At 68.2% G+C, this 23,127-nt stretch carries 20 protein-coding genes; 9 read left to right on the top strand and 11 right to left on the bottom strand.

The window, feature by feature from the left end:
- Positions 1-187: 187 nt before the first annotated feature.
- The 3 genes from ACIBI5_RS06960 to ACIBI5_RS06950 form a co-directional block, all read right to left on the bottom strand.
- Complete coding sequence (locus ACIBI5_RS06960) at positions 188-1,165, bottom strand: SDR family oxidoreductase (RefSeq protein WP_397244012.1); 978 nt, start codon at positions 1,163-1,165, stop codon at positions 188-190.
- Positions 1,166-1,236: 71 nt separating this feature from the next.
- Entirely contained in the window at positions 1,237-3,297 is a 2,061-nt protein-coding gene (locus ACIBI5_RS06955; RefSeq protein ID WP_397244011.1) for a GTPase domain-containing protein, read from the bottom strand.
- 164 nt (positions 3,298-3,461) lie between these two features.
- On the bottom strand, positions 3,462-4,145 hold the full coding sequence (locus ACIBI5_RS06950; RefSeq protein ID WP_397244010.1) for a multiprotein-bridging factor 1 family protein: 684 nt from the start codon (positions 4,143-4,145) through the stop codon (positions 3,462-3,464).
- 274 nt (positions 4,146-4,419) lie between these two features.
- Here ACIBI5_RS06950 and ACIBI5_RS06945 point away from each other — a divergent pair, with 274 nt between their 5' ends.
- A complete protein-coding gene (locus ACIBI5_RS06945) occupies positions 4,420-5,814 on the top strand; it encodes a glutamate decarboxylase (protein WP_397244009.1) in 1,395 nt (464 codons plus the stop codon).
- A 219-nt stretch (positions 5,815-6,033) separates the two neighbouring features.
- Here the strand turns inward: ACIBI5_RS06945 and ACIBI5_RS06940 are convergent, their stop codons facing one another.
- From ACIBI5_RS06940 to ACIBI5_RS06930, 3 genes are all read right to left on the bottom strand, one after another.
- Positions 6,034-6,546 carry an SRPBCC family protein gene (locus ACIBI5_RS06940; RefSeq protein WP_397244008.1) on the bottom strand — a complete coding sequence of 171 codons (513 nt, stop codon included), beginning with the start codon at positions 6,544-6,546 and terminating at the stop codon, positions 6,034-6,036.
- A complete protein-coding gene (locus ACIBI5_RS06935) occupies positions 6,543-6,785 on the bottom strand; it encodes a hypothetical protein (protein WP_397244007.1) in 243 nt (80 codons plus the stop codon). Before ACIBI5_RS06935 ends, ACIBI5_RS06940 begins: the two co-directional genes overlap by 4 nt.
- A gap of 96 nt (positions 6,786-6,881) precedes the next feature.
- Positions 6,882-7,883, bottom strand: a complete 1,002-nt coding sequence (locus tag ACIBI5_RS06930) for a hypothetical protein (protein ID WP_397244006.1) — start codon at positions 7,881-7,883, stop codon at positions 6,882-6,884.
- A 164-nt stretch (positions 7,884-8,047) separates the two neighbouring features.
- On the opposite strand from ACIBI5_RS06930, the gene ACIBI5_RS06925 reads away from it, so the two are divergent.
- Positions 8,048-8,347, top strand: a complete 300-nt coding sequence (locus ACIBI5_RS06925) for a hypothetical protein (protein WP_397244004.1) — start codon at positions 8,048-8,050, stop codon at positions 8,345-8,347.
- A gap of 228 nt (positions 8,348-8,575) precedes the next feature.
- On the opposite strand, the gene ACIBI5_RS06920 is transcribed toward ACIBI5_RS06925, so the two are convergent.
- The 3 genes from ACIBI5_RS06920 to ACIBI5_RS06910 all read right to left on the bottom strand — a co-directional run bounded on the left by ACIBI5_RS06920 (position 8,576) and on the right by ACIBI5_RS06910 (position 12,227).
- On the bottom strand, positions 8,576-9,625 hold the full coding sequence (locus ACIBI5_RS06920; protein ID WP_397244002.1) for a pentapeptide repeat-containing protein: 1,050 nt from the start codon (positions 9,623-9,625) through the stop codon (positions 8,576-8,578).
- Between the two features lie 1,219 nt (positions 9,626-10,844).
- Complete coding sequence (locus tag ACIBI5_RS06915; protein WP_397244000.1) at positions 10,845-11,771, bottom strand: hypothetical protein; 927 nt, start codon at positions 11,769-11,771, stop codon at positions 10,845-10,847.
- A 6-nt stretch (positions 11,772-11,777) separates the two neighbouring features.
- On the bottom strand, positions 11,778-12,227 hold the full coding sequence (locus ACIBI5_RS06910) for a hypothetical protein (protein WP_358153745.1): 450 nt from the start codon (positions 12,225-12,227) through the stop codon (positions 11,778-11,780).
- Between the two features lie 2,087 nt (positions 12,228-14,314).
- Here ACIBI5_RS06910 and ACIBI5_RS06905 point away from each other — a divergent pair.
- The 6 genes from ACIBI5_RS06905 to ACIBI5_RS06880 all read left to right on the top strand — a co-directional run bounded on the left by ACIBI5_RS06905 (position 14,315) and on the right by ACIBI5_RS06880 (position 20,622).
- Positions 14,315-14,602: a hypothetical protein gene (locus ACIBI5_RS06905; RefSeq protein ID WP_397243998.1), complete on the top strand. Its 288-nt coding sequence runs from the start codon at positions 14,315-14,317 to the stop codon at positions 14,600-14,602.
- A gap of 3 nt (positions 14,603-14,605) precedes the next feature.
- Positions 14,606-15,751 carry a phosphotransferase family protein gene (locus tag ACIBI5_RS06900; RefSeq protein WP_397243996.1) on the top strand — a complete coding sequence of 382 codons (1,146 nt, stop codon included), beginning with the start codon at positions 14,606-14,608 and terminating at the stop codon, positions 15,749-15,751.
- Positions 15,744-16,718 carry a T3SS effector HopA1 family protein gene (locus ACIBI5_RS06895; protein WP_397243995.1) on the top strand — a complete coding sequence of 325 codons (975 nt, stop codon included), beginning with the start codon at positions 15,744-15,746 and terminating at the stop codon, positions 16,716-16,718. Before ACIBI5_RS06900 ends, ACIBI5_RS06895 begins: the two co-directional genes overlap by 8 nt.
- On the top strand, positions 16,715-18,022 hold the full coding sequence (locus ACIBI5_RS06890; protein WP_397243993.1) for a lanthionine synthetase LanC family protein: 1,308 nt from the start codon (positions 16,715-16,717) through the stop codon (positions 18,020-18,022). Before ACIBI5_RS06895 ends, ACIBI5_RS06890 begins: the two co-directional genes overlap by 4 nt.
- Positions 18,019-19,758 carry an ABC transporter ATP-binding protein gene (locus tag ACIBI5_RS06885; protein WP_397243991.1) on the top strand — a complete coding sequence of 580 codons (1,740 nt, stop codon included), beginning with the start codon at positions 18,019-18,021 and terminating at the stop codon, positions 19,756-19,758. Before ACIBI5_RS06890 ends, ACIBI5_RS06885 begins: the two co-directional genes overlap by 4 nt.
- A 462-nt stretch (positions 19,759-20,220) precedes the next feature.
- Positions 20,221-20,622, top strand: coding sequence for a hypothetical protein (locus tag ACIBI5_RS06880; protein ID WP_397243989.1), 402 nt, complete (start codon positions 20,221-20,223; stop codon positions 20,620-20,622).
- A 329-nt stretch (positions 20,623-20,951) separates the two neighbouring features.
- Here ACIBI5_RS06880 and ACIBI5_RS06875 read toward each other — a convergent pair whose 3' ends face one another.
- On the bottom strand, positions 20,952-21,251 hold the full coding sequence (locus ACIBI5_RS06875) for a hypothetical protein (RefSeq protein ID WP_397243987.1): 300 nt from the start codon (positions 21,249-21,251) through the stop codon (positions 20,952-20,954).
- A gap of 592 nt (positions 21,252-21,843) precedes the next feature.
- Between ACIBI5_RS06875 and ACIBI5_RS06870 the strand changes: the two genes are divergently transcribed.
- Positions 21,844-22,449, top strand: coding sequence for a GPP34 family phosphoprotein (locus ACIBI5_RS06870; RefSeq protein ID WP_397243985.1), 606 nt, complete (start codon positions 21,844-21,846; stop codon positions 22,447-22,449).
- 229 nt (positions 22,450-22,678) lie between these two features.
- Here ACIBI5_RS06870 and ACIBI5_RS06865 read toward each other — a convergent pair whose 3' ends face one another.
- Entirely contained in the window at positions 22,679-23,059 is a 381-nt protein-coding gene (locus ACIBI5_RS06865) for an integrase core domain-containing protein (RefSeq protein WP_397243983.1), read from the bottom strand.
- Between the last annotated feature and the right edge of the window lie 68 nt (positions 23,060-23,127).

Genomic DNA, 23,127 nt, shown 5'->3' with positions numbered 1-23,127 from the left:
GTGCCATCGTACGAGCGACCGCCGCCCAGCAGGCCCAAAAGGACAGCCGGTCCGCCGGCGGTCATGGTGCGCGTCGGATGCGGATCCTGGCCGCGGTGCCGGAGTCCCGCCGCGACACACGCGAGGGGCGTCGCCGCCGGTGCCCGCGTCCTGCCCGGAGCGCCGAGTTGGTCGGTCCGAATCCACGTCACTCCTCGCGACGGAGCAGGTCGGGGAACACGGCCGCCAGGGTCGGGCTGTCGGGCCGGTACAGGTCCAGCGGGTCGGCACGCATCGCCGCGTCCAGCGCGTGGGCGTCATCACCGACCAGGATGCGCCACGCGCCGGCGCGTACGCCATCAAGGATGACGGTCGCGGCGCCGGCGGCCGACAGCGGCGCGGTGTCGCGAAACCACTCACCCATGCTCTTGACCGCAGCCCGGATCTCCTCATCACTCAACCGTTCGGCGGCAATGCCCGAGACGGCGGCGGCGTGCATGCGGGTGTCCGCGAGTTCCTCGGCGGTCATGTCGTCAGGCTCGGAGTAGCCGTGGATCCGGCGGGAGTTGGTCACGATCTCCGTGCCGACGTGCCCAGGCATCACCAGCGCGACCCGTACGTGCGGCGCGTTGATCCGCAGATCCGTCAGCATCGCCTCGGAGAAGCCCTTCACCGCGAACTTGGCGGCACTGTACGCGCTCATCGGCAGACCGGGGCCGGCCGCCCAGAACCCGTTGACACTGCTGGTGTTGACCAGGCACCCCTCATCGCCGGCGATCAGGAGCGGCATGAACGCCCGCGTGCAGGTGTATACCCCGCCCCAGCAGACGCCGAACGTACGCTCCCACTCGGCCCGCGAGCTGGTGACGAAGCTGTTGCCGCCGCCGATGCCGGCGTTGTTGAACAGCAGGTTGATATGGCCGGTCCGGTGCCGCTCGACCACCTCGTCGCGGAACCTCGTCACCTGAGCCTCGTCCGACACGTCGCAGTGGTGGGTGGTGACCCGCACCTCGCCGCCGCCGGGTACGGCTTCGGCGGCGCGCTCGGCGGTGGCGGCCAGCCCGGCCTCGTCCACGTCGCACGCGGCGACCGAACAGCCTTCGGCGGCCAGCTGAACGACCAGTTCGCGTCCCATCCCGGCGCCGCCTCCGGTGACGACGGCCATCTTGCCCGTGAACGATCTCATCGCTCAACCCCCTCCGTCGCTGACCACCCTCACACGTACCGGGGCGGCCATCAACGCCTGCGCCTCGGCACTCAGCCGAACTCCTTGAGCGCGATCAGCAGCTTCTTCCCCGCCTCGCAGTGCGGCGCCAGACGGCTGACAAGATCACTGCGATCGGCGTTCTGCGGCTCCGCCAGCCGGTGTTCGATGAGGATGATCTCGCGCGACAGTTCCTCCCGGCGCTCGGAGAGCAGTTCGGCCACCCGGTCGATGATGAGCGTGCCCTGCTCCTGAACCGCGAACGCGTAGGCCCCCCGGAAGTGCTCGGCGGTCTTGTCAAGGCTTTCGATCCACTCGGTACGCAGATGGTCGAGCGCTGTGGACTTGCTCTTGCTGCGACGAATCGCGCCGTACATGACGCCGGCCACCACCGCGACGCCACCGGACACCAGCAGGGCCGGGCTGCCCACGAGTCCGGCCGCCGCGGCGATCGCCGCCAGGACAGGTGTGGACACCCCGACGACGCCGGAGATCGTCTGCACCAGATCCTGAGTGCTCGTCCGGTATCGCTGCGAAGGCGGGATCGTGAGCTGCTGAAGGTCCACTCTGGAAGTGGCCGCGACCAGTCCCTCGGAGGAGTTCGTCTCGCTGATGGTTTCACGGACCAGCCTCAGCGCGCTGCCCGTGAAGTTCTTGTACTCGGCCTCCCAGATCGTCCGGGGCCCCCGGTCGTTCGCCCAATCCCTCAGCAGGTTCTCCTTGCGGGCCTCGATGCGCAGCGCCTCCTTCTCCTTCGTGAGGTCGGCGTTGCGGATCTCGGCGTCCAGTTCGTGGTGGAGATGGGCTTCGAGTCCCTCGAAGCTCCGGTTGACCCGGCGGGAGTGGCCTCCCAGGGAGGTTTCCAGATGCTTGTGGACGACGGCCATCGCCGCCTGGAGTTGGGTCAGCCTGCGCCTGAGGTCGACGTGCCGGTCGGACAGCTCGCTCAGCGGCGTCTGCGCTGAGTCGAGCAGCGTCGTGAGCGTGTGGTAGCGGCGCAAGACATGCGTGCGCGTCTCTCTGGACATCGCGATGAGATGCTGCCGTCCGGCCCCGGCCTCGATGACGTCGGTCAGCGCCTTCCGTAAGCGGTCCATCTGGCTCATCGCCTTCCGGCTGCTGGCCGCCGCGCGCTCGCCCTCCCGCTCGTGCCACCGCCCGAGGGCCTCCCAGGCCGGTGAGACGGGGAGGAACCCGTCGATGCCGAAGAACGTGTCGATCTGGTCCGGCGGCAGCGGGAACTCGCTACGGATGAAGGCGTTGTTGGTCTCGATCGCGTCCTTCCACTCGGCCTTGTCGTAGATGTTCTTCATGGCCGCGCGATCGATTCCACTCATCACCCAGATGACCGGCTTCTTGGAATCGAGGTGGTGATTCCGGAGGCGGCGGATGAGCTCCATGTCAACCAGCGACAGCGTGTGCGTGGCCTGAATGGTGTAGACGAAACAGTCAGCCGCGACCCACGCTTCGTTCGCGATCCTCTCGTGCTCCGGATTCTGTGCGCCGTGCCCGGGGAGGTCGTAGAGTTTCGCGGGCAGGGGAGCCGACCCCAGGAGGATCTCCGCTTCGGCGACTCTGAGCTGCCGATGCTGTGGCGGGCGCCAGTCCGCGATGACCCGGGGGTCCTGGGTGGTGTAGGCCGCCACGATTCCAGGGGAGGGCGAGTTTCCGATCTCCTCCCACTCGCTCTCGCCCTCGAACCTCACCCGCATCAAGCCCCGGCCGGAGTACTTCTCGCCCTCGCCCTCGACGGGCACCACCGTGGCCGGACAGGCCGTCGAGGCCTTGGCCGCCGAATGCAGCAGGCCTATGTACTGGTCCGATATCGTTCCGTCGGTTTCCGGAATAGGCGTGTATTCGAGACGCTGCTGCAGTCCGCTGATGAGGAAGCTCTTTCCGGAGGAGAATCCTCCGAGGAAAGCGACGTTGAGTAGCGACGATGCCGTGCGCGTCCGCATTTCTCCGATGGCTTTTAACGCGGTCATGACCTGTTCGGTCTGTCCCACCTCGCCCGCGTCATTATCGAGTTTGAATGCGAGCCCTGTATTCAGCCACTTTTCCGCCTGCTCCTGGAGGTGTCGAAGTTCTACGCGCATGCTCTCCAGTTCGCTCATGGGTCTACTTATATCCCGGAACAATTGCGACGTCACTCGATTGCCTGGTTCAGGTGATGAACAGCCCCCGTTCGAGCTGTCACCAGACCTTGTGCGGCTCACTGGGAGGACGTCTCATGAGGCGGCCATCAGGCTCTGGGTTCCGTGCCTCAGGCGGAGTCCGGTCAGGTTGACGAGTCCCCTCGGTCATGAGGCAGATCGTTGTTTCCGGTGGGCGGCTTGCCGTCGCCGCCGCTGTCGTCGAGGCCGGCGATCGCGCCGACGTCTGCCGCGGACATGCCCAAGGCCTTGGCGATCTCCTCGGCGAGAACGGGATGCGGATTCAGCCTGCCGTTGCGAAGCATGTGGATGGTGGACATCGACCTGGCGGTTCGCCGTGCCATGTCCCTCACTGGAATTCCGCGCAGGTCCATCAGCCGGCTGAACACCGCTGCGAACGGATGGGGCTCCAGTCGCCCGGCCGGTGTCTGTGCCGGGCCGACGACCATGTCGCCGATCTTGGCCTGGAACCGGATCAGCCGATCCCCGCGGAATCTGACCTTCGCGACGAAGGGCAGGCTCTCTCCGGCGTCGGTTCCGGCGGTGCCTGGCACCGACACCTCTGTGAACCTCGTCATGGAACGGTCGTGATCACTCTCGATCTCCAAGGGGGTGCCCGGCTCGACCTGCATGACCTTCCAGTTACGGTTCCACCAGGGCAGGTCTCGCAGCACCTCGTTGAAGAACGGAGGCAGGACGGTGAGATCCGCTGGGTCCGGAGGATGCTTCTGGCTGCTGTGGATGACGCCGGGCCAGTACCTCAGCGCCGCGATCACATCTGCCGTCAGCGTGCGGCTCGCAGTCTCCATGCCGCCACTTTCCCATCAAGCGAAATCCACGTGGATCCCCTGCCTGCGCCTCTCTGCGCCGGGTTTTGAGATGTGGGGCGAGCCCCACGGGCCGCAGCCTGAGTGCTGGAAGCGCTCGGCCCAGCCATCCCGCGGCCTGTGCCGCCCAGAAGTCTAAAGCGCCCTTGTATGTCCACTTTTTGGTGGGTTTATGGGCCGGTTGTGCCGATGCGTTGATGCGTCGTCGGGCATGTCTCCCATGATCAAGATATTCAGCCGGACGGGGGAGTGGATCATGGCGTTGCACAAGGCCACGGACCACAAGCAGGCCGACGACGCCACCGACCTCTTCGCGGGCCCGGTGGGCACGAGCGTCGCGGCGAAGAACCGCATGCCGGAGCAGCCATCGCGTCCGCAGGCCGTCTACCAGATGCTCCGTAACGAGTTGCTGCTGGACGGCAACGCCGCGCAGAACCTGGCCACGTTCTGCACCACCTGGTCCGAGGACGAGGTGCATCGGCTGATGAACGAGTGCCTCGACAAGAACATGATCGACAAGGATGAGTACCCGCAGACCGCCGAGATCGAGGCGCGGTGCGTGAACATCCTGGCCGACCTGTGGAACGCCCCGGCCGGCGCGTCGCCGATGGGTTGCTCCACGACCGGCTCCAGCGAGGCGGCGATGCTCGGCGGGCTGGCGCTGAAGTGGCGCTGGCGGCAGAAGCGCCTGGCCGAAGGCAAACCCGCCGACAAGCCGAACATCGTGGCCGGCCCGGTGCAGATCTGCTGGGACAAGTTCGCCCGCTACTTCGACGTCGAGATCCGCCAGGTGCCCCTGGAGAAGGGCGCGACCGGGTTGCGGCCGCACCAGCTCGCCCAGTACGTCGACGAGAACACGATCGGCGTGGTCGCGATCCTCGGGGTCACCTTCACCTGCGACTTCGAGCCGGTGGCCGAGCTGTCGGCCGAGCTGGACCGGATCCAGGCCGAGACCGGCCTGGACATCCCGATCCACGTGGACGCGGCCAGCGGCGGGTTCATCGCCCCGTTCCTGTATCCGGAGCTGGTGTGGGACTTCCGCGTCGAGCGGGTCGCCTCCATCAACGCCTCCGGCCACAAGTACGGCATGGCCCCGCTCGGCGTCGGCTGGGTGGTATGGCGCGAGCCCGCGCTGCTGCCCGAGGACCTGATCTTCCGCGTCGACTACCTCGGCGGCGACATGCCGACCTTCGCGCTGAACTTCTCCCGCCCCGGCGGTGAGATCATCGCGCAGTACTACCTGTTCCAGCGGCTGGGCAGGCAGGGCTACCGCGAGGTGTACGAGGCCTGCGCGGCCACCGCCCAGTACCTGGGCGAGGAGGTCGCCGCCATGGGCCCCTTCGAGCTGCTCTACGACGGGCGGGGCGCGCTGCCCGCCATCTCCTACAAGCTCAAGGACCCGGCCGGAGCGGGCTTCACGCTCTACGACCTGACCGACCAGCTACGCATGCGCGGCTGGCAGGTGCCCGCCTACCCGCTGCCCGCCGACCAGCAGGACACGGTGATCCAGCGCATCCTCATCCGGCACGGCATCGGCAGGGACGAGATGGCGCTGCTGGCCGAGGACATGCGCCGCGCCCTGCACCGCCTGACCGCGGGCAAACCGGCCGAGCTGCCCTCGGACGTGTCCCGGATCGGATTCCACCACTGATGACCACGCCCACCGCGCCGCTCGGCGCGCCCGAGACTCCCGGCCTGCCCGCCGATCTCGACCTTCCCGCGATCGTCGAGCAGGCGGTGGCCGCGGCCACCCCGGCACATCGGCGCGGGCAAGGTCGCCGACCACGTCCCGGACCTGTGCAGAGGCGAGCGAGTAATCGTGCAGAGACGGTCGGCGCGTCGGTCGCGGTGAGGAGTCTCTTGGTGCGCGTCATCTGAGAGCGGTTCCGAGGTCCTCGCTCTCGTGGTGCGGCTGATGACGACCGGGCGTCCGCGGTCGGCGGCGCGGCCCGAGATGGCGGGCGATCTCCACCTCCCACGACCGCAGGAAGTCCGGATAGCGCTCGGCGAACTCGCGCAGAGGCGCCTGGCCTTCTGCCGTGAGTGCGGTCAGGCCGTACGTGACCCGTACCGTGCTGCCGCCCTGCCCGTCCGCGTCCACCTCCACGGTGACGGTCCCGGCCCGGGAGCCGGGGGTGACCCTGGCGTACGAGACGCGCCGTGCGGGCTCGCGCTCGACCACCACCCAGATGGTCCGGTCGTCATCCGCACCGGTCTCGAAGACCGTGCCGGGAGCGGAGTCGTCACTGGTCTTCGCCGGGAACCGGGGCCGCCATCCGGCCGCCCACCGCTCCTCGCCGCGCGGCGTGAACAACGTGAATGCCTCCCCGGGCGGCAGCGCGACCGCCAGCCGTCCGGTGAGCGTGTACTGCGCGGCGCTCATCGCTCGGCCAGCCGGTGCGCGTCGGCGGATGTCAGCGTCAAGCCGTACACGACCTTGAGCTGCTCGATCTTGGCCAGGGTCGCGGGCGTGAAGGGCGCCTTGCCGTCGAAGGAGTGCAGCGCGATGCCCTCGACCAGGTCACCGAGCGAGATGTCGAGGTACTCGGCCAGCCCCTTGAGTACCTTGAGCACGTTCTTCTCAAGCCGCATGCCTGTCTGCGTGCGTTCGACTGTTACCATGGTAACAATGTACCACCTCGGGCGGTCTCGTTACCGAGCGCTTCACGGTGTGGTTCGCCAGCACCTGGGGCAAGCGCCGCCGGCTCCGGTGTCCGATCAGCGGGGATCCAGTACCTGACACAGGCGCGACAGGATGATCTCGTCATTGGGGCAGGTGAGCTCGATCCTGACGATGCCCGGCCCAGTGAGCGCCAGCGTCTGGGTGACGCCCTGTGGCGCGGTCATGACCGCCGAGCTCAGGGCGTTCCCCGCGGCGTCGTAGGCGGTGGCGGTCGCGGGCTGGGCGAAGCGGGCGAGCGTGAGCTCAACCTGCCCGGCCGGGGCGGCGCAGGTCACGGTGGCGGAGTAGTTCAGGTTGAGGCCCGTGATGCCGCTCCAGGTGACCACGGCCGAGTCGGGGGCCGTGGCTCCCGTGAAGTCGCGCAGTTCGATCGTGAAGGGGCCCTCGACGCGTGGATTGGGACCCCCGGCGCCCAGTACGGGGAACTCGACGCACTCCGGCTCGTCAGGCCGATCGGGGCAGTCGCGGATCACCACCGCTTCGAGCGTGCCGGTGACGGCGCCTTGGCCGCCTTCGCGCGAGGGTTCGAAGCTCAGGCAGTAGGTTCCGAACACCCGCGCGTCGCGCAACTCGGGGTTCCGCGTGCGGACGATCTCGCCGCACAGGCGCCCCTCCATGATGCCGGTCGCATCGCAGGTCTGGACGGTGTCCAAGGCAGGCGCCCGGTGGGTGCCCACGTTCGTCATCCCCGACAGGCCTCCCTGGACGAAGGTCGCTCCGGCCCTCCAGAAGAAGTCACCGGCGTGGACTCCTCGCCTGCGCCCGTCTCCGCCGACGAAGACCGTGGTCAGGTTACGCACGTCCATGCGCCCGTCGAAGGCGGCACCGAGGCGTGAGTCGCAGGGGAGGTGCGACAGCAGGTCCAACCAGAGCGTGTGAACGCTCTTGAGGCTGACACAGTCCCGCTCCCGGCACGGCTCCCGTACCGCAGTCGGCCTCGACAGCTCACCGCGGATGTCCTTGGACAACTCGTCCAGGCACATGGACGTGACCAGGATCTCGTTGGGCTGGTCCAGGCACCGCGAGCGTTCGACCATGGCAGGGTCTCCCGTTCCACCGGAGAACTCGGTCATATCGCGGGCCTGGTCGCGCTTCAAGGGCGGCGGGGTGTCCGATAGCGGCCTGGCCGGCGCTATTTACCGGGGCGCTTGCCCGGCCTACCGTGAGGCGAGCCGTGGCCTGGCCGCAAAGGATTCTGCTCGTGCCGGAACAGTCGCGTGAACACGCCCCACCCGAAGCACTCCGGCGCGGCCGCGGCATCGTCGTCCGCCCTCCCAGCTCCGCCGTCTGGGTCCTGTACCAGAACATGCAGCGGGTCTGGTGGGGGCTGTTCACCACGGCCACCGTGGGCTTCGTTGCCGCGCTGTCGCTGATGGCGGTCGTCTTCCTCCGCGGACACGTTCATCCTTCGCCCGCCTGGCTCGGCTGGGCCGGATTCGGCGTCATCCTGGTGGCCGGACTCTGTTACTGGTTCCGTCCCGTCCTGGGCAGCGAAGACTGAGCCGCCGCACGCAGGCTGGCCACTCGTGGTAAGCGAACCCGACCGCCGGACTCATCCCCAGCTGTGGTGCCCCACCTCGTTGGGGTTCCGGTAGCAATGACCTGCGGTAACGGAGGTCGCCGCCGGTCGAGGCCGACCTGGGCTCGTGACAGAACCGGCTGTACGGATCCTCCTCGGCCCCGACCCACGACTCGTACTCTCATCGGCTTCCGCCATCTCCCCTACGCCTTACCTGTTCACGCCGAGGGCGCCGGTCAGGTCCGCATCGGTCAGGAACGTCCCGGTCAGGTCGGCGCCGGTCAGGTCCGCGCCGCGCAGGTCCGCGCCGGCCATGTTCAAGCCGATCAGAGGTAGGCCGCGCAGGTCAGTGCGGGGGAAACGCACCTCGGAAAGATCTGGAATGACGACGACGTTCCCCACGCGCTCGCTAGCTATCGCGGACGCGATGTTCATGGCGGCGCGCACGTCGGCTCCAGGCCGGACGTACGGAAGGTCGGCGAGGACGTCGGGGTCGGTGGTGGTGCACTGCTTGGGCAGGGACTTCGTCTTCTGCCCGGAGGGCAGGGCGCAGGTGTCGCGGCTACGGACGAAGGCGCTCAGCACGTCGATGACGATTTCCCGGTCGCGGGGGGAGTCGACGGACAGGAACCGCAAGGCGTGGATGCCGCCCAGCCGCACCTCGATCTTGTCCGAGCCCAGTTGCTCGAAGGCCTTGGTGTAGCGGTCGGTGATCTGCCCCTGCTGAGCGGTCTCCACCGTGCGGGCGGTGTACCACAGGCCCAATGCGGTGAAGGCCACACCGCCGATCACCACCAGGCCGGTCGCGGCCTGAATCAGGGTGTGCCGGGCGGCGTTGACCGCCTCTACCCGCTCGGCGACCGTCATCTGCGCGCGTTCGGCCGCGCTCAGCGGGGCGCTCTCCCCAGCCAGGCGCCATGCCGCCGGGCCGACGAGGAACGCCAGCACCCAGCCGGCCGCTCCCGCCAGCGCGATGCCGGCCAGCAGCCAGCGTAACCAGCCCGGTTCCGGCACCACCGCAGCCATCCCCGCACAGCCCGCGATCACCATCACCGACAGGATCAGGCCGGCCAATCTCAGCCGTGACCAGCGCCGCGAGGGCGCGGCCGAGGTCGGCTCCAGTGCGGGTGAAGGCTCAGGGGCCGACGGCTCACGCAGTGCGGGAGGCGGCGCCATGTCGCGGAAGCCCCGGCGGGCCCGGGCCGCGGCGGCAGCGGCGATGGCCGCACGCGGCGGCACGCGGGGGGATCGGATAGCCATACGCCCATTCCACCGCACTGGCGGTTGATGGATACCCACCAGCTGGACCTTAGCTCGCGTTCGATGACCGCGCCGCCGAAGGCGAGCCGGTCGAAGATCCTCTTGGCGGTGTGGCGCTGCTTTCAAGGAGCGCCCGAAGTGCGCCGTCAGCACCGCCCCGCTACGTCATGCAGGTCTTGCGGTAGGTCAGTTCGGGGATGTACTGCGACCATTCGGCGGGTGTGAGGCTACGCGCGAGTGTGGTGCAGATGCGTCGCGCGGTACGTTCTGCGTCGGTGTCCCACAGGTAGGTCCGGCTACGCCCCTGACGATTGCCTCATCCCTCCTGGCGCGTAATCGCCGGATCCGGCCGCCCAGCCCAACCGGCCGGTGATCCGGTTGGCGCCTGTCTCACCGGCTCCGGTGGACTGTCTCCTGTGCTCCATGAGGAACAAGGTCGCTCCCCGCGGCCCGGAAGGGCGGGTGCGTGGGGGAGCGGCCTGCGTCATCATGAGCGGGCGCCTTCACTCTCCTTCGCCCGTTCGGACTGCTCACAGGATGGTCCGGTGGAGAGGAGGTCCGGAGCGGAAGAAGCGCCACGCACTCCTGCCGGCAGGAGGCCCATCACCCACCGTAGGGGCGAGAGCTGGGCGCTGCCGTACGCCCAGATGATCTTGGGGGTGAGATCCTCACCACCGCGGAGAGCCGCGCACCACCCGAGATACCGGTGCGTACTACCGAACCCCTCAGGAACCACCTCGGCGTCGGGGGCGAGACCATCGAAGCCCTCGATGGCGCGCGAGCGGAGCCTGTCCCTGAGGTGAGGCGTTCCTGTTCTTCCGGGGCGGGACAGGACTTGGCGCGACGTGCGTACCCGCGCGGTGGTTGAGGCGATCTTCCGGGCCCAGCGCGGTCGATATCCCACGCCATGTCGCGCTGATCCCGCACACCATCCGGGAACCCAAGCCCAGGCAGGCTGCTCGCCCTAGCCATACGCGAGGCTACGTTGGCGCGAGGCCGTCTTCGAGACAAGCCCTCAGGACGGGGTGAACCACACGCGCCGCGCCACCACCGCATCGTGAAAAGCCTGAACCCCTGGTACGCGGACCTGCGTGATTCGGGCCTTTGCACTTGCCTCACCGGCTACCAGCCGCCCGCGTGGCGCATACCTCCGGTGACGTCCGCCGCTACCCGATCTAAGCGCGGCGGCGCCGTGGCCGTCGGCCACGGTGAGTGAGCTCTATGCAGCCCAGGTGATCTTGCCGTCGGCGTTCACCGTCACCAGGCGGCCCGTCTCGGTGAAGCTGGCCGCGACCACGTCCTCGCGCCGCTCGCGTACCTCCCCTTTGATGCCGAGCATTTCCAGCTCTCCATCGTGGACCAGGCCGACAGCCGTACCGGACGGATCGACGATCACACCGGCCCGAGCGGCGACATCGCGCGACCACGTCTGCCGCCCGCTCGGGTCGATGCCGCGAACCTCGGTGTGATGGGTTCCGCGCTGGTCGACGTAGCGGGACACCACCGCGCCCCCTCGCGTACCGGCCACACATTCCCCCGGCTGGTCGAGATTGACCTGAAGGGGAACGACGGTCCTGTCCTTGAGTATCCCTCCGCGCTCGCCGGTCAGGACCGCCCAGTCTCCGCCGACGCAGCCACCCCAGAAGCCCCCAGCGGGCACGCGCTCTCCTGTAGCCCGCCATCCGTGAGCGTCGCGCCGGAAGCGCAGGATCTCACCGCCGGGCAGCGTGGGGTCGGCATAGAGCAGCAGAGCCGTCGTCCGGTCGGGGCTCTCCCGCCAGAGGACGTTCTCCACGCTGGCGACCTGATGGCTCTCCTGCCTGCCGTCCGAACGCTGGATCTGGAGCGTGTCTCCCTCGGCGACGACCGCGTCCGCGTCGCCACGCCGGCTCAGCACCTTCCGGGTAGCGGTGGAGAAGGCCGCTTCAGGGCAGCGGGCCGCGCAGACGGCAGTCTGCTTGCCTGTCCACACGTGCCGCCCGTCCGAGGCGTACCCGAGGTGCGATTCGGTCTTCGGGTCGTACACGATCGCCCCCGTCGAGGAGGCGGCGACGAAGACCGGCGGAATTTCCTGCTCACCGCCGGTGGAACACGATGTGACCGCCACCAGCGCCAGCAGGGCCGCGACAAGTGCGCGGTGGTTCATCGGCCGCTAGATCCGCTTGGTCTGGAAGCTGCACGTGGGGTCGAGGCCCGGAAGGTCCCAGCGGACCCAGAACTTCACGTAGACCTTGTCCTTCGACGAGGCGGGGATGCTGACGGTCACGCTCTTCGTGCCCACCTTGGCCTTGTCGGTGCTCCAACCGCTCCACCACGTGTCGGGTGCGTTGTTCTTGTCCGAATAGACATCGATGGCCACGTCGGTCTTCGATCCAGCGCGACCACCCACCGTGTACGTGAACTTGGTGAAGACGTCACGACCTACGCCGTTGAAGTAGTAGCGTGCCGAGCCGCTGAAACCCTTGGGGTCCGACTCGCAACTGCCGCTGAGAGTCTTGTCAGCCGACGCAGAGGCGGAAGCGCCGCCGGCGCCGACGATCGACAACGTCAGTCCCGCGGTCCCGACGATCGCCGCATGCCGAAGTATGGTGCTCAGTCGCATGATGCCCTTTTCGTTGCCCTACTTGCATCCATCGCGAGGATCGTAGGGAGCGGTGGTATATCGGCGGTATGCCCAGCCGTAGATGATCGTGTCTGTGCGGATTTCGGGGAATTGGCCAACCGTTCATCGATTCCCGGGCGTGGCCGCGCAGCAGGAGCGGTGCGCCGGATCCGCGGCCTGGTTCCCTGGCTCGTCCGTCCGCAACGTCCTCGAAAGTGTTGCTGAGACCATCGGGCGGATTGGCGCCAGGTTGCCGCGATCGCGGGTTGATCTCGTCCGCCAGGCGCATGCGCCCATCACGGGCGAGGGCATCGGGGAGTTCATGGACCGCGTCGGTGATCCCCCGTCACCGGGCAATCTCGCGAGGACCTACATGGCGTTGGTCTGGCTGAGCACGGCCGTGGTGTGTCCGCCCCGCCGGCGTTCGCTCACCCACGAAGGCCGCCCCCTCGTTATCCGCTGAGATCCCAGCCTGTCTCAGTGGATGATGTCAGTTTCCATTGAGATTCCGTACACAGCCGAGGATCCGCACATCGCACCGATCACTACGGAACGCACTAGATCGATCGTCCGGGTCGCCGGCGGGGCCTGGCAGCCCGGGGGTCGTGGTCATATCCTGCCGAGATTTCTCGCTACGGCTTGTTCCCGCAGGCCGGCGACTTCTGAGAAGGACCGCTTCTCGGAAGCCCTCGTGCCGTGGGCTTCCGAGAACGCGCACCAGCCGTGCCGTACACCCGACTCGGCGCTTCCGAGCACAGGGAGAGCGCCGACGATCAAGGCACTGACGAGATCTCGCAACGCCACGACAACATGCGCTGCGGGAACAACGACATCAACCGATGCACGTCACGCCCCGACCACCGCGCCACCGAACGCGCCGCGACCCCACCCAGGGCCGCGATCTCAGCCGCTGACCTCTGCGCACCGGGGAATCGCCGCCCCGTGGTCCGTCCGCGCCCTGGGCGAGCCGGACAGGACCTGCGGACGCCGCTGCCGTGGAGCCTCGCCCACGACGCTTCGCGGGTGATCAGCTACCTACGACCAGGTGTCACCAAGATCTCGGCCACGTACATCTATTGCGTCATGATCCACCAGCGCGTGAAGTGCTTGCCGCCAGGGTGGTAGGCGGTCGACCTCGAGCGGTTCCAGGACCAATTGCCCAGGACCGTGTCGCAGTTGAAGCCGGAGCTGCACCATTTTCCGACAACGCGCCACAGTCGTGCGGGGCTGGCGTCGCAGTTCACGCCGACCATGGTGTCAGTCGTAATGAGGTACTCACACGAGGTGGCACCGGTGCTGGCGTTGGCGCCGGCTCCGAAACCGGCGGTGGTGAGGACTGTGGCGAGGGCCGCGACGGCGGCGGCCTTTGGGAAGGAACGTGGTGCGAAGGGCGGGCAGGAAGCGGGGGATTCGCATGACTATCTCCTTCGGCTCAGGTGCTGGTTGCGGACAAGACCGGGCTGGCCATTGTCTGCATCGGCCTGCCAGAGGCCCGCGACGGGCGCTTTGTGGCCGTCTCGGATTCACACGTTCGGTGTGAACAGGTCCATGGCCCTGATCTTGGCGGGCCACGTTCACCACGGCCTCACCGCGCGCTCACCGGCTCAACGTGGTGACCGTCGTCAGCGGTGAAGCAGGACCGGTTGGAGCTTGTGATACGCGCTGGTGGGCGTCGCACTAGGAGCGGCTGACCGTCCCACTGCCGCTCAGGGGCTGGACCAGGCGCGTGGACTCACCTGCTGCGGTGGCGTTGGGAGGCTCGCGGCTCCGGCGCGTTCCGAACCAGGAGCAATAGCCGGAAGGCCCGCTCGCTGCGCTCCGGTGAACCGTACAAGGCGGTGGAGATGACCAGGATCAGGAGCGCGCGCTCAGCGCCGAACAGCAGCAGGGCAGGCGAAGGGCCGGCGAGGTGGACAACCACCCAGTCCGGCCGCGCCCAGGCCCAGGCACCAGGCAGTACCGGTTCCGCTGGAACGCGCTGGAACGCGATGGAACGCCCAACTGTGTGAGGCGCTGGGCCTTCCCCAGCGAGCACGGCGACGCACAGGTGGCGGTGAATCGATCGCCGCCGTCATCGAAGGAGCGACATGCGCAGTCAGTTCGGCAGTAACGGGTTCGCCTCGAACCCACAAGCGTCTTTCCTGCAGGGCGGCATTGTCGCCAGGCACCTTCAATCGGCCGACGTCACCCCGTTCGTCGAGCACGGCCGGCCGTACCTTCCACAAGCGGCGTTTTCGGAAGCCGTCACGTGCACGAACAACATGCACGTTCCGGCCTGCCGGATCGAGACCGACGGTTGCCACACCACCGCGCTTCCGACCGACTTCGGCTGCGCGACCGACCTCCAGGTATGCAGCAATACCTTCGGCTGCTAACCCATGGTCCTCGGCCTATCGGAGCTGACCGGCTATCTGCTGGATCGGCAGCATGTTCACCCGGACGCGGTAGTTGACGGCGGTCTCGGCATGGTCGATGTGTCCAGCCGTCATAGCAACGTCATTGTGCGTGCCGACCCGGCGGTCGGGCTGTTCGTCAAGCAGGGTAGGTCCGATCCGGTCCAGCCGGTCACCGGCTGGACCGGGCCGGGAACCACCGCACACGAGGCAGCGGTCTATGCGCTGTTCGACTCGCTTCCCCGGCGACATCCTTCCAGCGGAGCCTCGGTGCCGGTGCCACGCTGCCTGGGGTTCGACGCAGACCACGGCGTGCTCGTCCTGGAACTGTTCCCGGACGCAGCGGACCTACTCACCCACCATGCCCGTACGCGGCGTTTTCCGGTCACCCTCGGAGCCCGGCTCGGGGCCGCGCTCGCCGATCTGCACGAACATGCCACCGGCCCGGCGCGGGAACGACCGTCGGAGTTTCCCGGCTACCTGCCCTGGGCGCTGCGACTGGACCGGCCGGGAACGGCGTTCTATCGCCAGATGAGCAACGCGGGCATCGGGCTGGTGCGGATCGTGCAGTCGTCCCCGGAACTACGGGCGGCGCTCGCGGAGCTACGCGCCGGCTGGCGGACCGATGCCTTCATCCACCACGACCTCAAGCTGGAGAACTGCGTGGTCCTCGCGGCCGGTACCTCCGGCCGGCATACCCGGCTGGCGCTCGTCGACTGGGAGCTCGGCAACCTCGGCGACGCCTGCTGGGACACCGGTTCGATCTTCTCCTCCTACCTGCACCACTGGCTGATCTCGTTTCCGCTGACCGGCAGCGAGCAACCCGACCACTATCTCGACCAGGCTCGCTTCCCGCTGGGGCGCATGCACGATGCGATGAGGGCGTTCTGGGCGACCTACGCGCGCGCCCGCGGGTGGGACGCCGCGACGGCGGACGCGGCACTGATCCGCAGCGTCCGTTACGCGGGCGCACGGCTGTTGCAGACCGCGTGCGAGCGGACCAAGCCCCTGTCCCGAGTATCCACGGTGGTGGTCTGCCTCACCCAACTGGCCGAGAACGTGCTGGCCAGGCCCGAAGAAGCGGCCGAGCACCTGCTTGGCCTGTCTCCGCGAGAGGGAAGTGATGAGTGACACCCGCGCGCTGGTGGCCGAGGCCATTGCCGCCACCCGCATCTACCCGCCGGCGCGCTACTCCTGGTTCGGCGTGATGTCTGCTCGGCCGCCGGCCCACGCCGCCCGTACGCTCAGCTCGCGCGCGACCCGGGACTATCTCGTGGACCAGTTGTCCAGCCGGTTGTACACCGACTTCTACCGACACGGTCGAGCCGAGCGGACGCGATGGCATGTCAACAGGCTGTCAGCGAGCCGGCACGATTTCGAGGCCGCGTTGTCGGCGGCGAACTGCGGGCAGGGACATCTGGACGGCGGCTGGCAGGTGCGGGGAACCGACGAGTACGGAGTGATGGTCGTCAAGAACGGGCTGGAACTGACCGTCATGGCGGACGAGCTGAGCCTGACGGCACCGGCCGCCGGCGAGTGGGCTGCACTACGGCTGCCCAAGGAGCTTTTCTGGGTCTCTCCCGGTTTCTACCTGGCCTGCGGCGACCGCCCGATGGACAGCCGAAGGCCCGTACGCCTGTACTGGAACTTGCGCCCGGACGGGGCCGCCCCGTTCGTCGCGGCCGCGACTCGGCTGCTCAACTCCGCGGGAGCGGCGTTCAACCTCAAGGTGCCGAACGACCCGAGCACCTTCATCCGGTGCGACGCGGGAGTCATCTATCTGCCCCGCGACGACTATCCCGCGCTGGCCGATCTGATGCTCGCCCTGCACGCCGAGATCGCCGGCTTCCTCTCCCCGCGTACGCCGGTGTTCACCGCCCAGCTGGCCCCTGGTCTGGGTTTCGCCGAAGACCCGGGAACAGGGAGAAGCTTCGGGGAGCATCGCTGCCGGCTGCTCGCCGAGGCATTGGTGCGCTCGCACGAATCGGGATGGGCTGACGACACGACCGTACTGGCGGCCGTGGAGGAACGCTTTGCCGAAGCCCGCATCGATCTGGACGCCGCGCACCTGAGTCCCGACCTGGTTGGCGTCTCATGACCGCGCCCGGTCACAGCCCCGCCGCCGACACCGCGGACCGGCAGCTGTCGGCTGCGGTGGGAATCGGCGCCCGGCTGGTGGCCGAAGCCATCTGGTCGGGAGACCGCTGCAACTGGGTCGGAGCCGAACCGCTGGATCTGCGGAACCGGAACGGCGCGAGGCTCGCGTTGACCTACCGGGCGCTCGGCCCGAACCTGTACGCCGGCAGCAGCGGCGTCGCGCTGTTCCTCGCCCAGCTGTGCACAACCACTGGCCAGGATGAGTTCCGGCCGACAGCGCTGGCGGCGATGCGGCATGCGTTCTCCCGGCGCGAGGAGCTCGATCCCCACATGCGCGTGGCCTTCTACACCGGCTGGTCCGGAATGGGGGTGGCCGCGCTTCGCACCGGGCTGCTGCTGGACGCCGCGGAGTTCGTCCACGCCGGGACCGGCCTGCTGCGTGAGGTCTGCCGGCTCGTCGAGGCGGTCGACGGGCAGGACGTCGAGTCGCCGGGCCGGCCGGAGTTCGATCTCATGTCGGGCATGGCAGGCACCGTCTTGGCGCTTGTCCTGGGACATCGCTACACCGGCGAGGACGCGCTGGCCGAGGCGGCGGCGACGGCCGCCGGCTGGCTGCTACGAACCGCCCGCAAGACCCGCACCGGCTGGTCCTGGCACTCATTCCGGATACCCGCTCAGCGAGATCTCACCGGACTCTCGCACGGCGCGGCGGGAGTGGCCATCGCGCTGATCGAGGCGTACCGGCTGACCGGTGAGGAGTCGTTCGCGACAGCCGCCCGTAACGCGATGCGCTATGAGAACCGCTGGCTGAGCGTCGAAGAAGGCGACTGGCCGGACTTCCGGCGCCACACCGACGCCGGCCGGGCCCGCGTGTACACCCCGCTGTGGTGCACCGGAGCCCCGGGCATCGCGCTGTCCCGCCTGTACGCCTACGAGCAGCTCGGCGAGCCGCGGTGGCGGCAGGACGCGACCACGGCGCTCGCCACCACCGAGCGGGTGACGCGCCGGCTGCTGGAAGGTGGCGGCGCCGACTACTCGCTCTGTCACGGGCTCCCCGGCAACGCGGAGTCCTTCCAGCAGGCGGGCGCGATCCTCGGCGCCGACGCCGGCGGCCGCGATATCCCATCGCTCGTCGCCGACCACGGGCTGGAGCGGAACGCGAGCACCGGCGCCTGGCCGTGCGGAACCCACAGTGAGGAGAGCCCGAACCTGATGCTCGGCCTGGCCGGGATCGGGTACTTCTACCTCCGGCTGGCGGCGCCGCAGATCCCATCCCTGCTGCTGCCCGTGCGGTGGGGTCGGTGACCGAGCCGGCCGCCCCCGAGCACAGGGTGCCGCTGCGCCGGCTGGGCGGGCTGTTCGCGCCGCACTGGCCGGCGCTGGTCCTGATGCTGACGGTCACCGTCGCCACGTCCGTGGTGGGGACGGTGTCACCGTTCCTGGTCCGGGCGGTCATCGACACCGCGTTGCCACGGCGCGACCTTGCTCTGCTCTACCAGCTCGGTGCCGGTCTCGTCGCGGTGGCGGCGCTGGTCGCCGTGCTGAGCATGGTGCAGGGCTGGATCAGTTCCCGGGTCGGCTTGCGGATCATGCACCGGCTGCGGACTGAGGTGTTCGCCCACCTGCAGCGGCAGTCGCTCGCGTTCTTCACCCGGACCCGGGCCGGGGAGGTGCAGTCGCGGATCGCCAACGATGTCGGAGGCCTGCAGAACGTGATCATCTCGGCCGCCTCCTCGGCCGCGTTGCAGCTCACGACGGCCGTCGCCGTTGCCGTGGCGATGGCCGCGTTGTCCTGGCGGCTCATGCTCATCTCACTCGTGGTGACGGCACCGGCGGTGCTGGTCACCCGCCAGGTCGCCGCGCTGCGCCGGAGAATACTCGGCCAGCGGCAGCTCGAGTACGAAGATCTCACCGTCACGGTTGAGGAGAGCCTTTCGGTCAACGGCATCCAGCTGATCAAGACGCTCGGCACCGGGCCCGGCCAGGTCGCCCGGTTCACCGAGATCTCCACCCGCCTGGTCGACCTCGAGCTCCGCGCCCAGCTCGCCGGCCGGTGGCGGATGGTGGCGCTGAACGTCCTGTTCTCCGCGATCCCGGCCATGATCTACGTCGGCGCCGGCTACGCCGAAACGACCACCATCGGCACGGTGGTCGCGTTCACCGGCCTGCAGTCGGCGCTGCTCCAGCCGATGATGGGCCTGCTGAACACCGGCGCCATGGTGAGCAGCTCGCTGGCCCTTTTCGGACGCGTCTTCGAGTACATGGACCTACCGGTCGAGATCGACGACCCAGCCGACCCCGTACGGATCGACCCGGCCACCGTCACCGGCCGGCTGCGCTTCGAGGACGTCACCGTCGCCTACCCCGGTGGCGGCGCGGCCGCGGTCGCCGGCGTCACCATTGACGTACCCGCTGGGACGACGCTGGCCGTGGTCGGCGAGACCGGAGCCGGCAAGAGCACCCTGGCATCACTCGTACCGCGGCTGCGCGACCCCACCGGCGGCCGGGTCACCCTCGACGGCATCGACCTGCGCGACCTCACGCTCGCCGACCTCGCCGCGACCGTCGGCATGGTCAGCCAGGAGACCTACCTGCTGCACGGCAGCGTACGCGACAACCTCCGGTCCGCACGGCCGTCGGCGACCGACGCCGAGATCGAGGCGGCCGCCACCGCCGCCCAGATCCACGATCTGATCACCGGCCTGCCGGACGGCTACGACACCGTGGTCGGGTCCCGCGGGCACCGCTTCTCCGGCGGCGAACGGCAGCGGATCGCGATCGCCCGCACGCTGCTGCGCGACCCGCGCGTGCTCGTCCTGGACGAGGCCACCAGCGCGCTGGACACCGCGACCGAGCGAGCGGTACAGGAGGCGTTCGACCTGCTCACCCGAGGCCGGACCACGATCACCGTCGCACACCGGCTGTCCACGGTCCGGAACGCCGACCAGATCGTCGTCCTGGACCACGGCCGCGTCGTGGAGACCGGCACGCACGCCGGCCTCCTCGGCCACAACGGCCGATACACCGCCTTCGTCACCTGACCGGTGCCGCCCGCTCGGGTCGCCAGGGCGGTCACGTCGGCCGGCTTCGGCGCGTCGCAGGTCCCCGGCGCCACTCTCGCTCCGCAGGAGCATTCCGGCTACGGCACCGGGTGGTACCGGTTCGGCGACGGAACGGAACGCCCTATTGAGGCTTCTCGGCAGGATTCACCTGAGCTATCCGTGCTCGAAGTGGGTGAGACCAAGCGCCGCGCACACTCGTGAGGGGCTGAGCGTCAAATGCTGAACGGTGTGCCAGCGCTGCTTCAAGAGCGCGAAGCGTGGAACCCGGCAGCGGGTCGGACAAATCGCCGCCCGAGAACTTGAGATCGAAAGGCTCCGCAGCGCGCTCGCCCGCGCCGACGAACTCAGCGACAACGTCGCAGCGGCCTTGGAATACGCAGCCTGACCGCATCGTCGCTCACCCCCTGACACCCATCAGTGCGAAGCGCATATCGTGGGGTCATGGCCGTCATGGAGGTTCGCAACGACAACACGGGATGGCTCATCATGTGGTTGGAGCCTCTGGGCGAGGACCGTTGGCTGGCGCCGGGAGAGGTCTTCCAAGTCCGGTCGGACTACACCGGCGACGATCAAGCCTTCTCGATCACCTGCTGGGTGAACGACGAGGATCGGGCAGCGGGAATCGAGAACATCGCTGTCTGGATCGACAATGGCGACTGCTACGCGCAGGTGACCGACCGCGCCGGGAACACCATCGAATGCGGCCATCGCCGACCCGAAGAGATCAACCGGAAGTGGGCCGCCGCCGCGGAGGAGGCCCACAGGCTCATGCAAGAGCGCGAGGCGAAGCGGAACTCTTGCGACAAGACCTCATCAATACGCAAAAGGTCGACGAGGCCGTAGCGGGCGATGGTCTTGGTTGTACTGTCTGATCTGAGCTTATTACCGACGAGTAGAGCCATTCTCTGCTCCGGCGCTCCTCAACCCCGTAGTCGTCGGGAGTGCTCTCCGGGATCAGTTCGTAGACCCGGTGCACGATCCAGGCATCCGTTGTGTAGACATCGTCATTCTCGTGGGCACGAGCGCTCTCAGCTGGTCCAGCAGGTTGGCCGGGTCGATTCTCACCATGGAGCCGGAGGCAAGCGCATTCGTGCGCTTACCTCCGGGTGCGTCGTTCAGGTGGCGGGTGTGGCGGGCGGGCGTACGGCGGAGCCTCAGGAGGAGGGCGCCGGTCAGCCGCGCTTCGCCACCCACGAGTAGGTGACGTAACCGCTGGTGTAGGCGACGGACAGGCCACCCACCGGCGCCCAGTCCCCCGTCGCCGACTGCGGGTGGCCGCCGGAGTTGATGTAGACGGCGGAGACGCGATGTTCTCCGGTGCCGGTGGTGCACGTACTCGTGACCATCCAGACGCCATACGTGTTCACGGTGCAGTTGTCGGGGACGGCGTGAGCCGGTGTGGTGGTGCTCAGCACCAGTCCTGCGCTGAGCATCGCGGCGGAGATGGCCGCGACTCGCTCCCTGAGCCTCACGTGCGCTTCCTCCGGTTTCGTTCGAAGGGCGACTTGCGCGGGTTCTGTTTAGGAAACTTTCCTAAACAGGAAATACCCCGCCCGCAGGTAGGCGTCAAGAGGCATCTCACCGCGATCGCCGCAGTGAAGGGCCGTTCGAGGTCGCCGTGCTGGTCGACGGCGAGCCGGCGGCCGCGGCTGGGGCTCATGACGCGATTCTTACCGGCACCCCTACTTCGGGGCCGGGGTCAGGTCAGCTTCGGGAGCAGAGGGCCGAGCAGAGTCGTGTAGTGGGCGAACGCTTCCCGCATGCTCATCGTGTCGGGATCGTCAACACCAAGCACCCGCTCCTCCATTGGCAGCGGTTCGGCGAACCAATCGCACGCCCCGACCGCATCTCCCGCCCGTCGCGTCCAGAAGGCGTGGTTGCTCCGGGTGGCCGGGTCCTCCGGTCCAAGCAGCCGCTCCTTTCCGCGGACGTGCTGAGCAAGCTCGACGACTTGTTCCCCATCGGGAACGGCGGTCCGGGACCGGAGGCGTGGGCATGCTGAGGCGGACTACCCTGAACAGTCCGCGTCGGCCAGACTCCAGAACCATGGATGACCCGGATCTGATGATCGCCGAAGAGCTCGTTCTCCTGACGTACCAGACGGATGGCCGCCCCCTCCTCGCCCCGGAACCCCTTGGCTTCGTCAGCACCGCCGGCGTCCTCTCCGAGCTTGCCGTCCGAAACCGGATCGACATGCGGAACGGAAACATCCGGGTGCTGGACGCGGCCGCGACCGGCGACGGGGAGCTCGACGACGTGTTGAGCACCCTGGCCGGTGAGACCGCCCCGATCGGAGTCCTCGAGTGGTTCAACAGGCTGTATTCCGCGCAGCGGGCGCAACGCCTGCTGGACCGGCTCATCTTCCGAGGCACCCTGTCCATGCGGACGACCATGCTCCGCAACAAGCGATATCCGGAGGCAGACCCCAGCCTGAGGCTGGAGATCCGCGGCCGTATCGACCTGGCGCTCGGCGGTGAGCCGCCGAGCAGGCGGACCGCTGCCCTCCTGGCCCTGCTGTCCGCGTGCGAGCTGGCGATGGGGCTGTTCCCCAACGCCGACGGCGGCCGGATCGCGGCGATCATCGAGAAGGACTGGGTTGGCGAGGCGGTCCGGTATCACTTCCAGCGCTCTCGTCGGGTGGCACTCAGATCTGCCATCAACATGGACTGATCCTTCATGCCACGGTGCAGCGCACGATAAGCACTGCGGCGACCGCGGTGGCCAGAGAGAGCATATCCGCGGGGCGGAAAATCCACCTCAGACCGGCACCGGAGCACCGTCCGAGGCGCCCGCCGCGCGCACCCGGAACGGCCGTCCGGCAGCCGCTTCGACGACCGGCGCATTCGCTCCTCCCACCCGGCATTGGGCCACCGGGTCTCCATCTCCCACACCGTGTCGGTCAGCACACGGGTCTTCGGCGGATGGATCGCGGATCGTTGAGTTCGGTCACGTCTCGGGCGGACTGCGTTGCGGCGTCCGGGGGCTGTTGGTGCCGGTGCCTGCTGTAGTGGATCAGGTACTGCCGAAGCACCAGGGCCAGTTGGCGTTCACCGAGGATCAGGATCCGGTCCAACAGTTCGCGGCGCGGGGTGCCGATGACTCGCTCGCAGATGGCGTTCATCCTCGGCGTCCGCGGCAGAGTGGTGACGATCCGAAGCCCTTCGGCTGTGAAGACCTCCCGAAAGGCGACAGTGAAGAGCGGGTCCCGATCGTGGATCACGAACCGCAGCCCCGTGATGCGCTCTCCCAGGTCCATCACCAGGTTGCGGGCTTGCTGCATCGTGTAGTTTTCGGCAGGCGCACTGTCCCCGGACGCGGGGGCAGGCGGGGGACAAGATCAGCTCTGGT

The organism is Nonomuraea sp. NPDC050540 (assembly GCF_044457485.1).
Classification (GTDB): domain Bacteria; phylum Actinomycetota; class Actinomycetes; order Streptosporangiales; family Streptosporangiaceae; genus Nonomuraea.
Note: the sequence above shows the minus strand (reverse complement) of the source record. Positions and strands in the feature narration are given on the sequence as shown.

Excerpts from the sequence above, each read along its gene's own strand:
- ACIBI5_RS06910 (WP_358153745.1), bottom strand. The coding sequence starts at position 12,227 with ATGCGACTGAGCACCATACTTCGGCATGCGGCGATCGTCGGGACCGCG.
- ACIBI5_RS06920 (WP_397244002.1), bottom strand. The coding sequence starts at position 9,625 with ATGGCTATCCGATCCCCCCGCGTGCCGCCGCGTGCGGCCATCGCCGCT.
- ACIBI5_RS06870 (WP_397243985.1), top strand. The coding sequence starts at position 21,844 with ATGATCGCCGAAGAGCTCGTTCTCCTGACGTACCAGACGGATGGCCGC.
- ACIBI5_RS06940 (WP_397244008.1), bottom strand. The coding sequence starts at position 6,546 with ATGAGCGCCGCGCAGTACACGCTCACCGGACGGCTGGCGGTCGCGCTG.
- ACIBI5_RS06935 (WP_397244007.1), bottom strand. The coding sequence starts at position 6,785 with ATGGTAACAGTCGAACGCACGCAGACAGGCATGCGGCTTGAGAAGAAC.
- ACIBI5_RS06900 (WP_397243996.1), top strand. The coding sequence starts at position 14,606 with ATGGTCCTCGGCCTATCGGAGCTGACCGGCTATCTGCTGGATCGGCAG.
- ACIBI5_RS06890 (WP_397243993.1), top strand. The coding sequence starts at position 16,715 with ATGACCGCGCCCGGTCACAGCCCCGCCGCCGACACCGCGGACCGGCAG.
- ACIBI5_RS06955 (WP_397244011.1), bottom strand. The coding sequence starts at position 3,297 with ATGAGCGAACTGGAGAGCATGCGCGTAGAACTTCGACACCTCCAGGAG.
- ACIBI5_RS06865 (WP_397243983.1), bottom strand. The coding sequence starts at position 23,059 with ATGCAGCAAGCCCGCAACCTGGTGATGGACCTGGGAGAGCGCATCACG.
- ACIBI5_RS06960 (WP_397244012.1), bottom strand. The coding sequence starts at position 1,165 with ATGAGATCGTTCACGGGCAAGATGGCCGTCGTCACCGGAGGCGGCGCC.
- ACIBI5_RS06915 (WP_397244000.1), bottom strand. The coding sequence starts at position 11,771 with ATGAACCACCGCGCACTTGTCGCGGCCCTGCTGGCGCTGGTGGCGGTC.
- ACIBI5_RS06950 (WP_397244010.1), bottom strand. The coding sequence starts at position 4,145 with ATGGAGACTGCGAGCCGCACGCTGACGGCAGATGTGATCGCGGCGCTG.
- ACIBI5_RS06880 (WP_397243989.1), top strand. The coding sequence starts at position 20,221 with ATGGCCGTCATGGAGGTTCGCAACGACAACACGGGATGGCTCATCATG.
- ACIBI5_RS06895 (WP_397243995.1), top strand. The coding sequence starts at position 15,744 with ATGAGTGACACCCGCGCGCTGGTGGCCGAGGCCATTGCCGCCACCCGC.
- ACIBI5_RS06945 (WP_397244009.1), top strand. The coding sequence starts at position 4,420 with ATGGCGTTGCACAAGGCCACGGACCACAAGCAGGCCGACGACGCCACC.
- ACIBI5_RS06930 (WP_397244006.1), bottom strand. The coding sequence starts at position 7,883 with ATGGTCGAACGCTCGCGGTGCCTGGACCAGCCCAACGAGATCCTGGTC.
- ACIBI5_RS06905 (WP_397243998.1), top strand. The coding sequence starts at position 14,315 with ATGCGCAGTCAGTTCGGCAGTAACGGGTTCGCCTCGAACCCACAAGCG.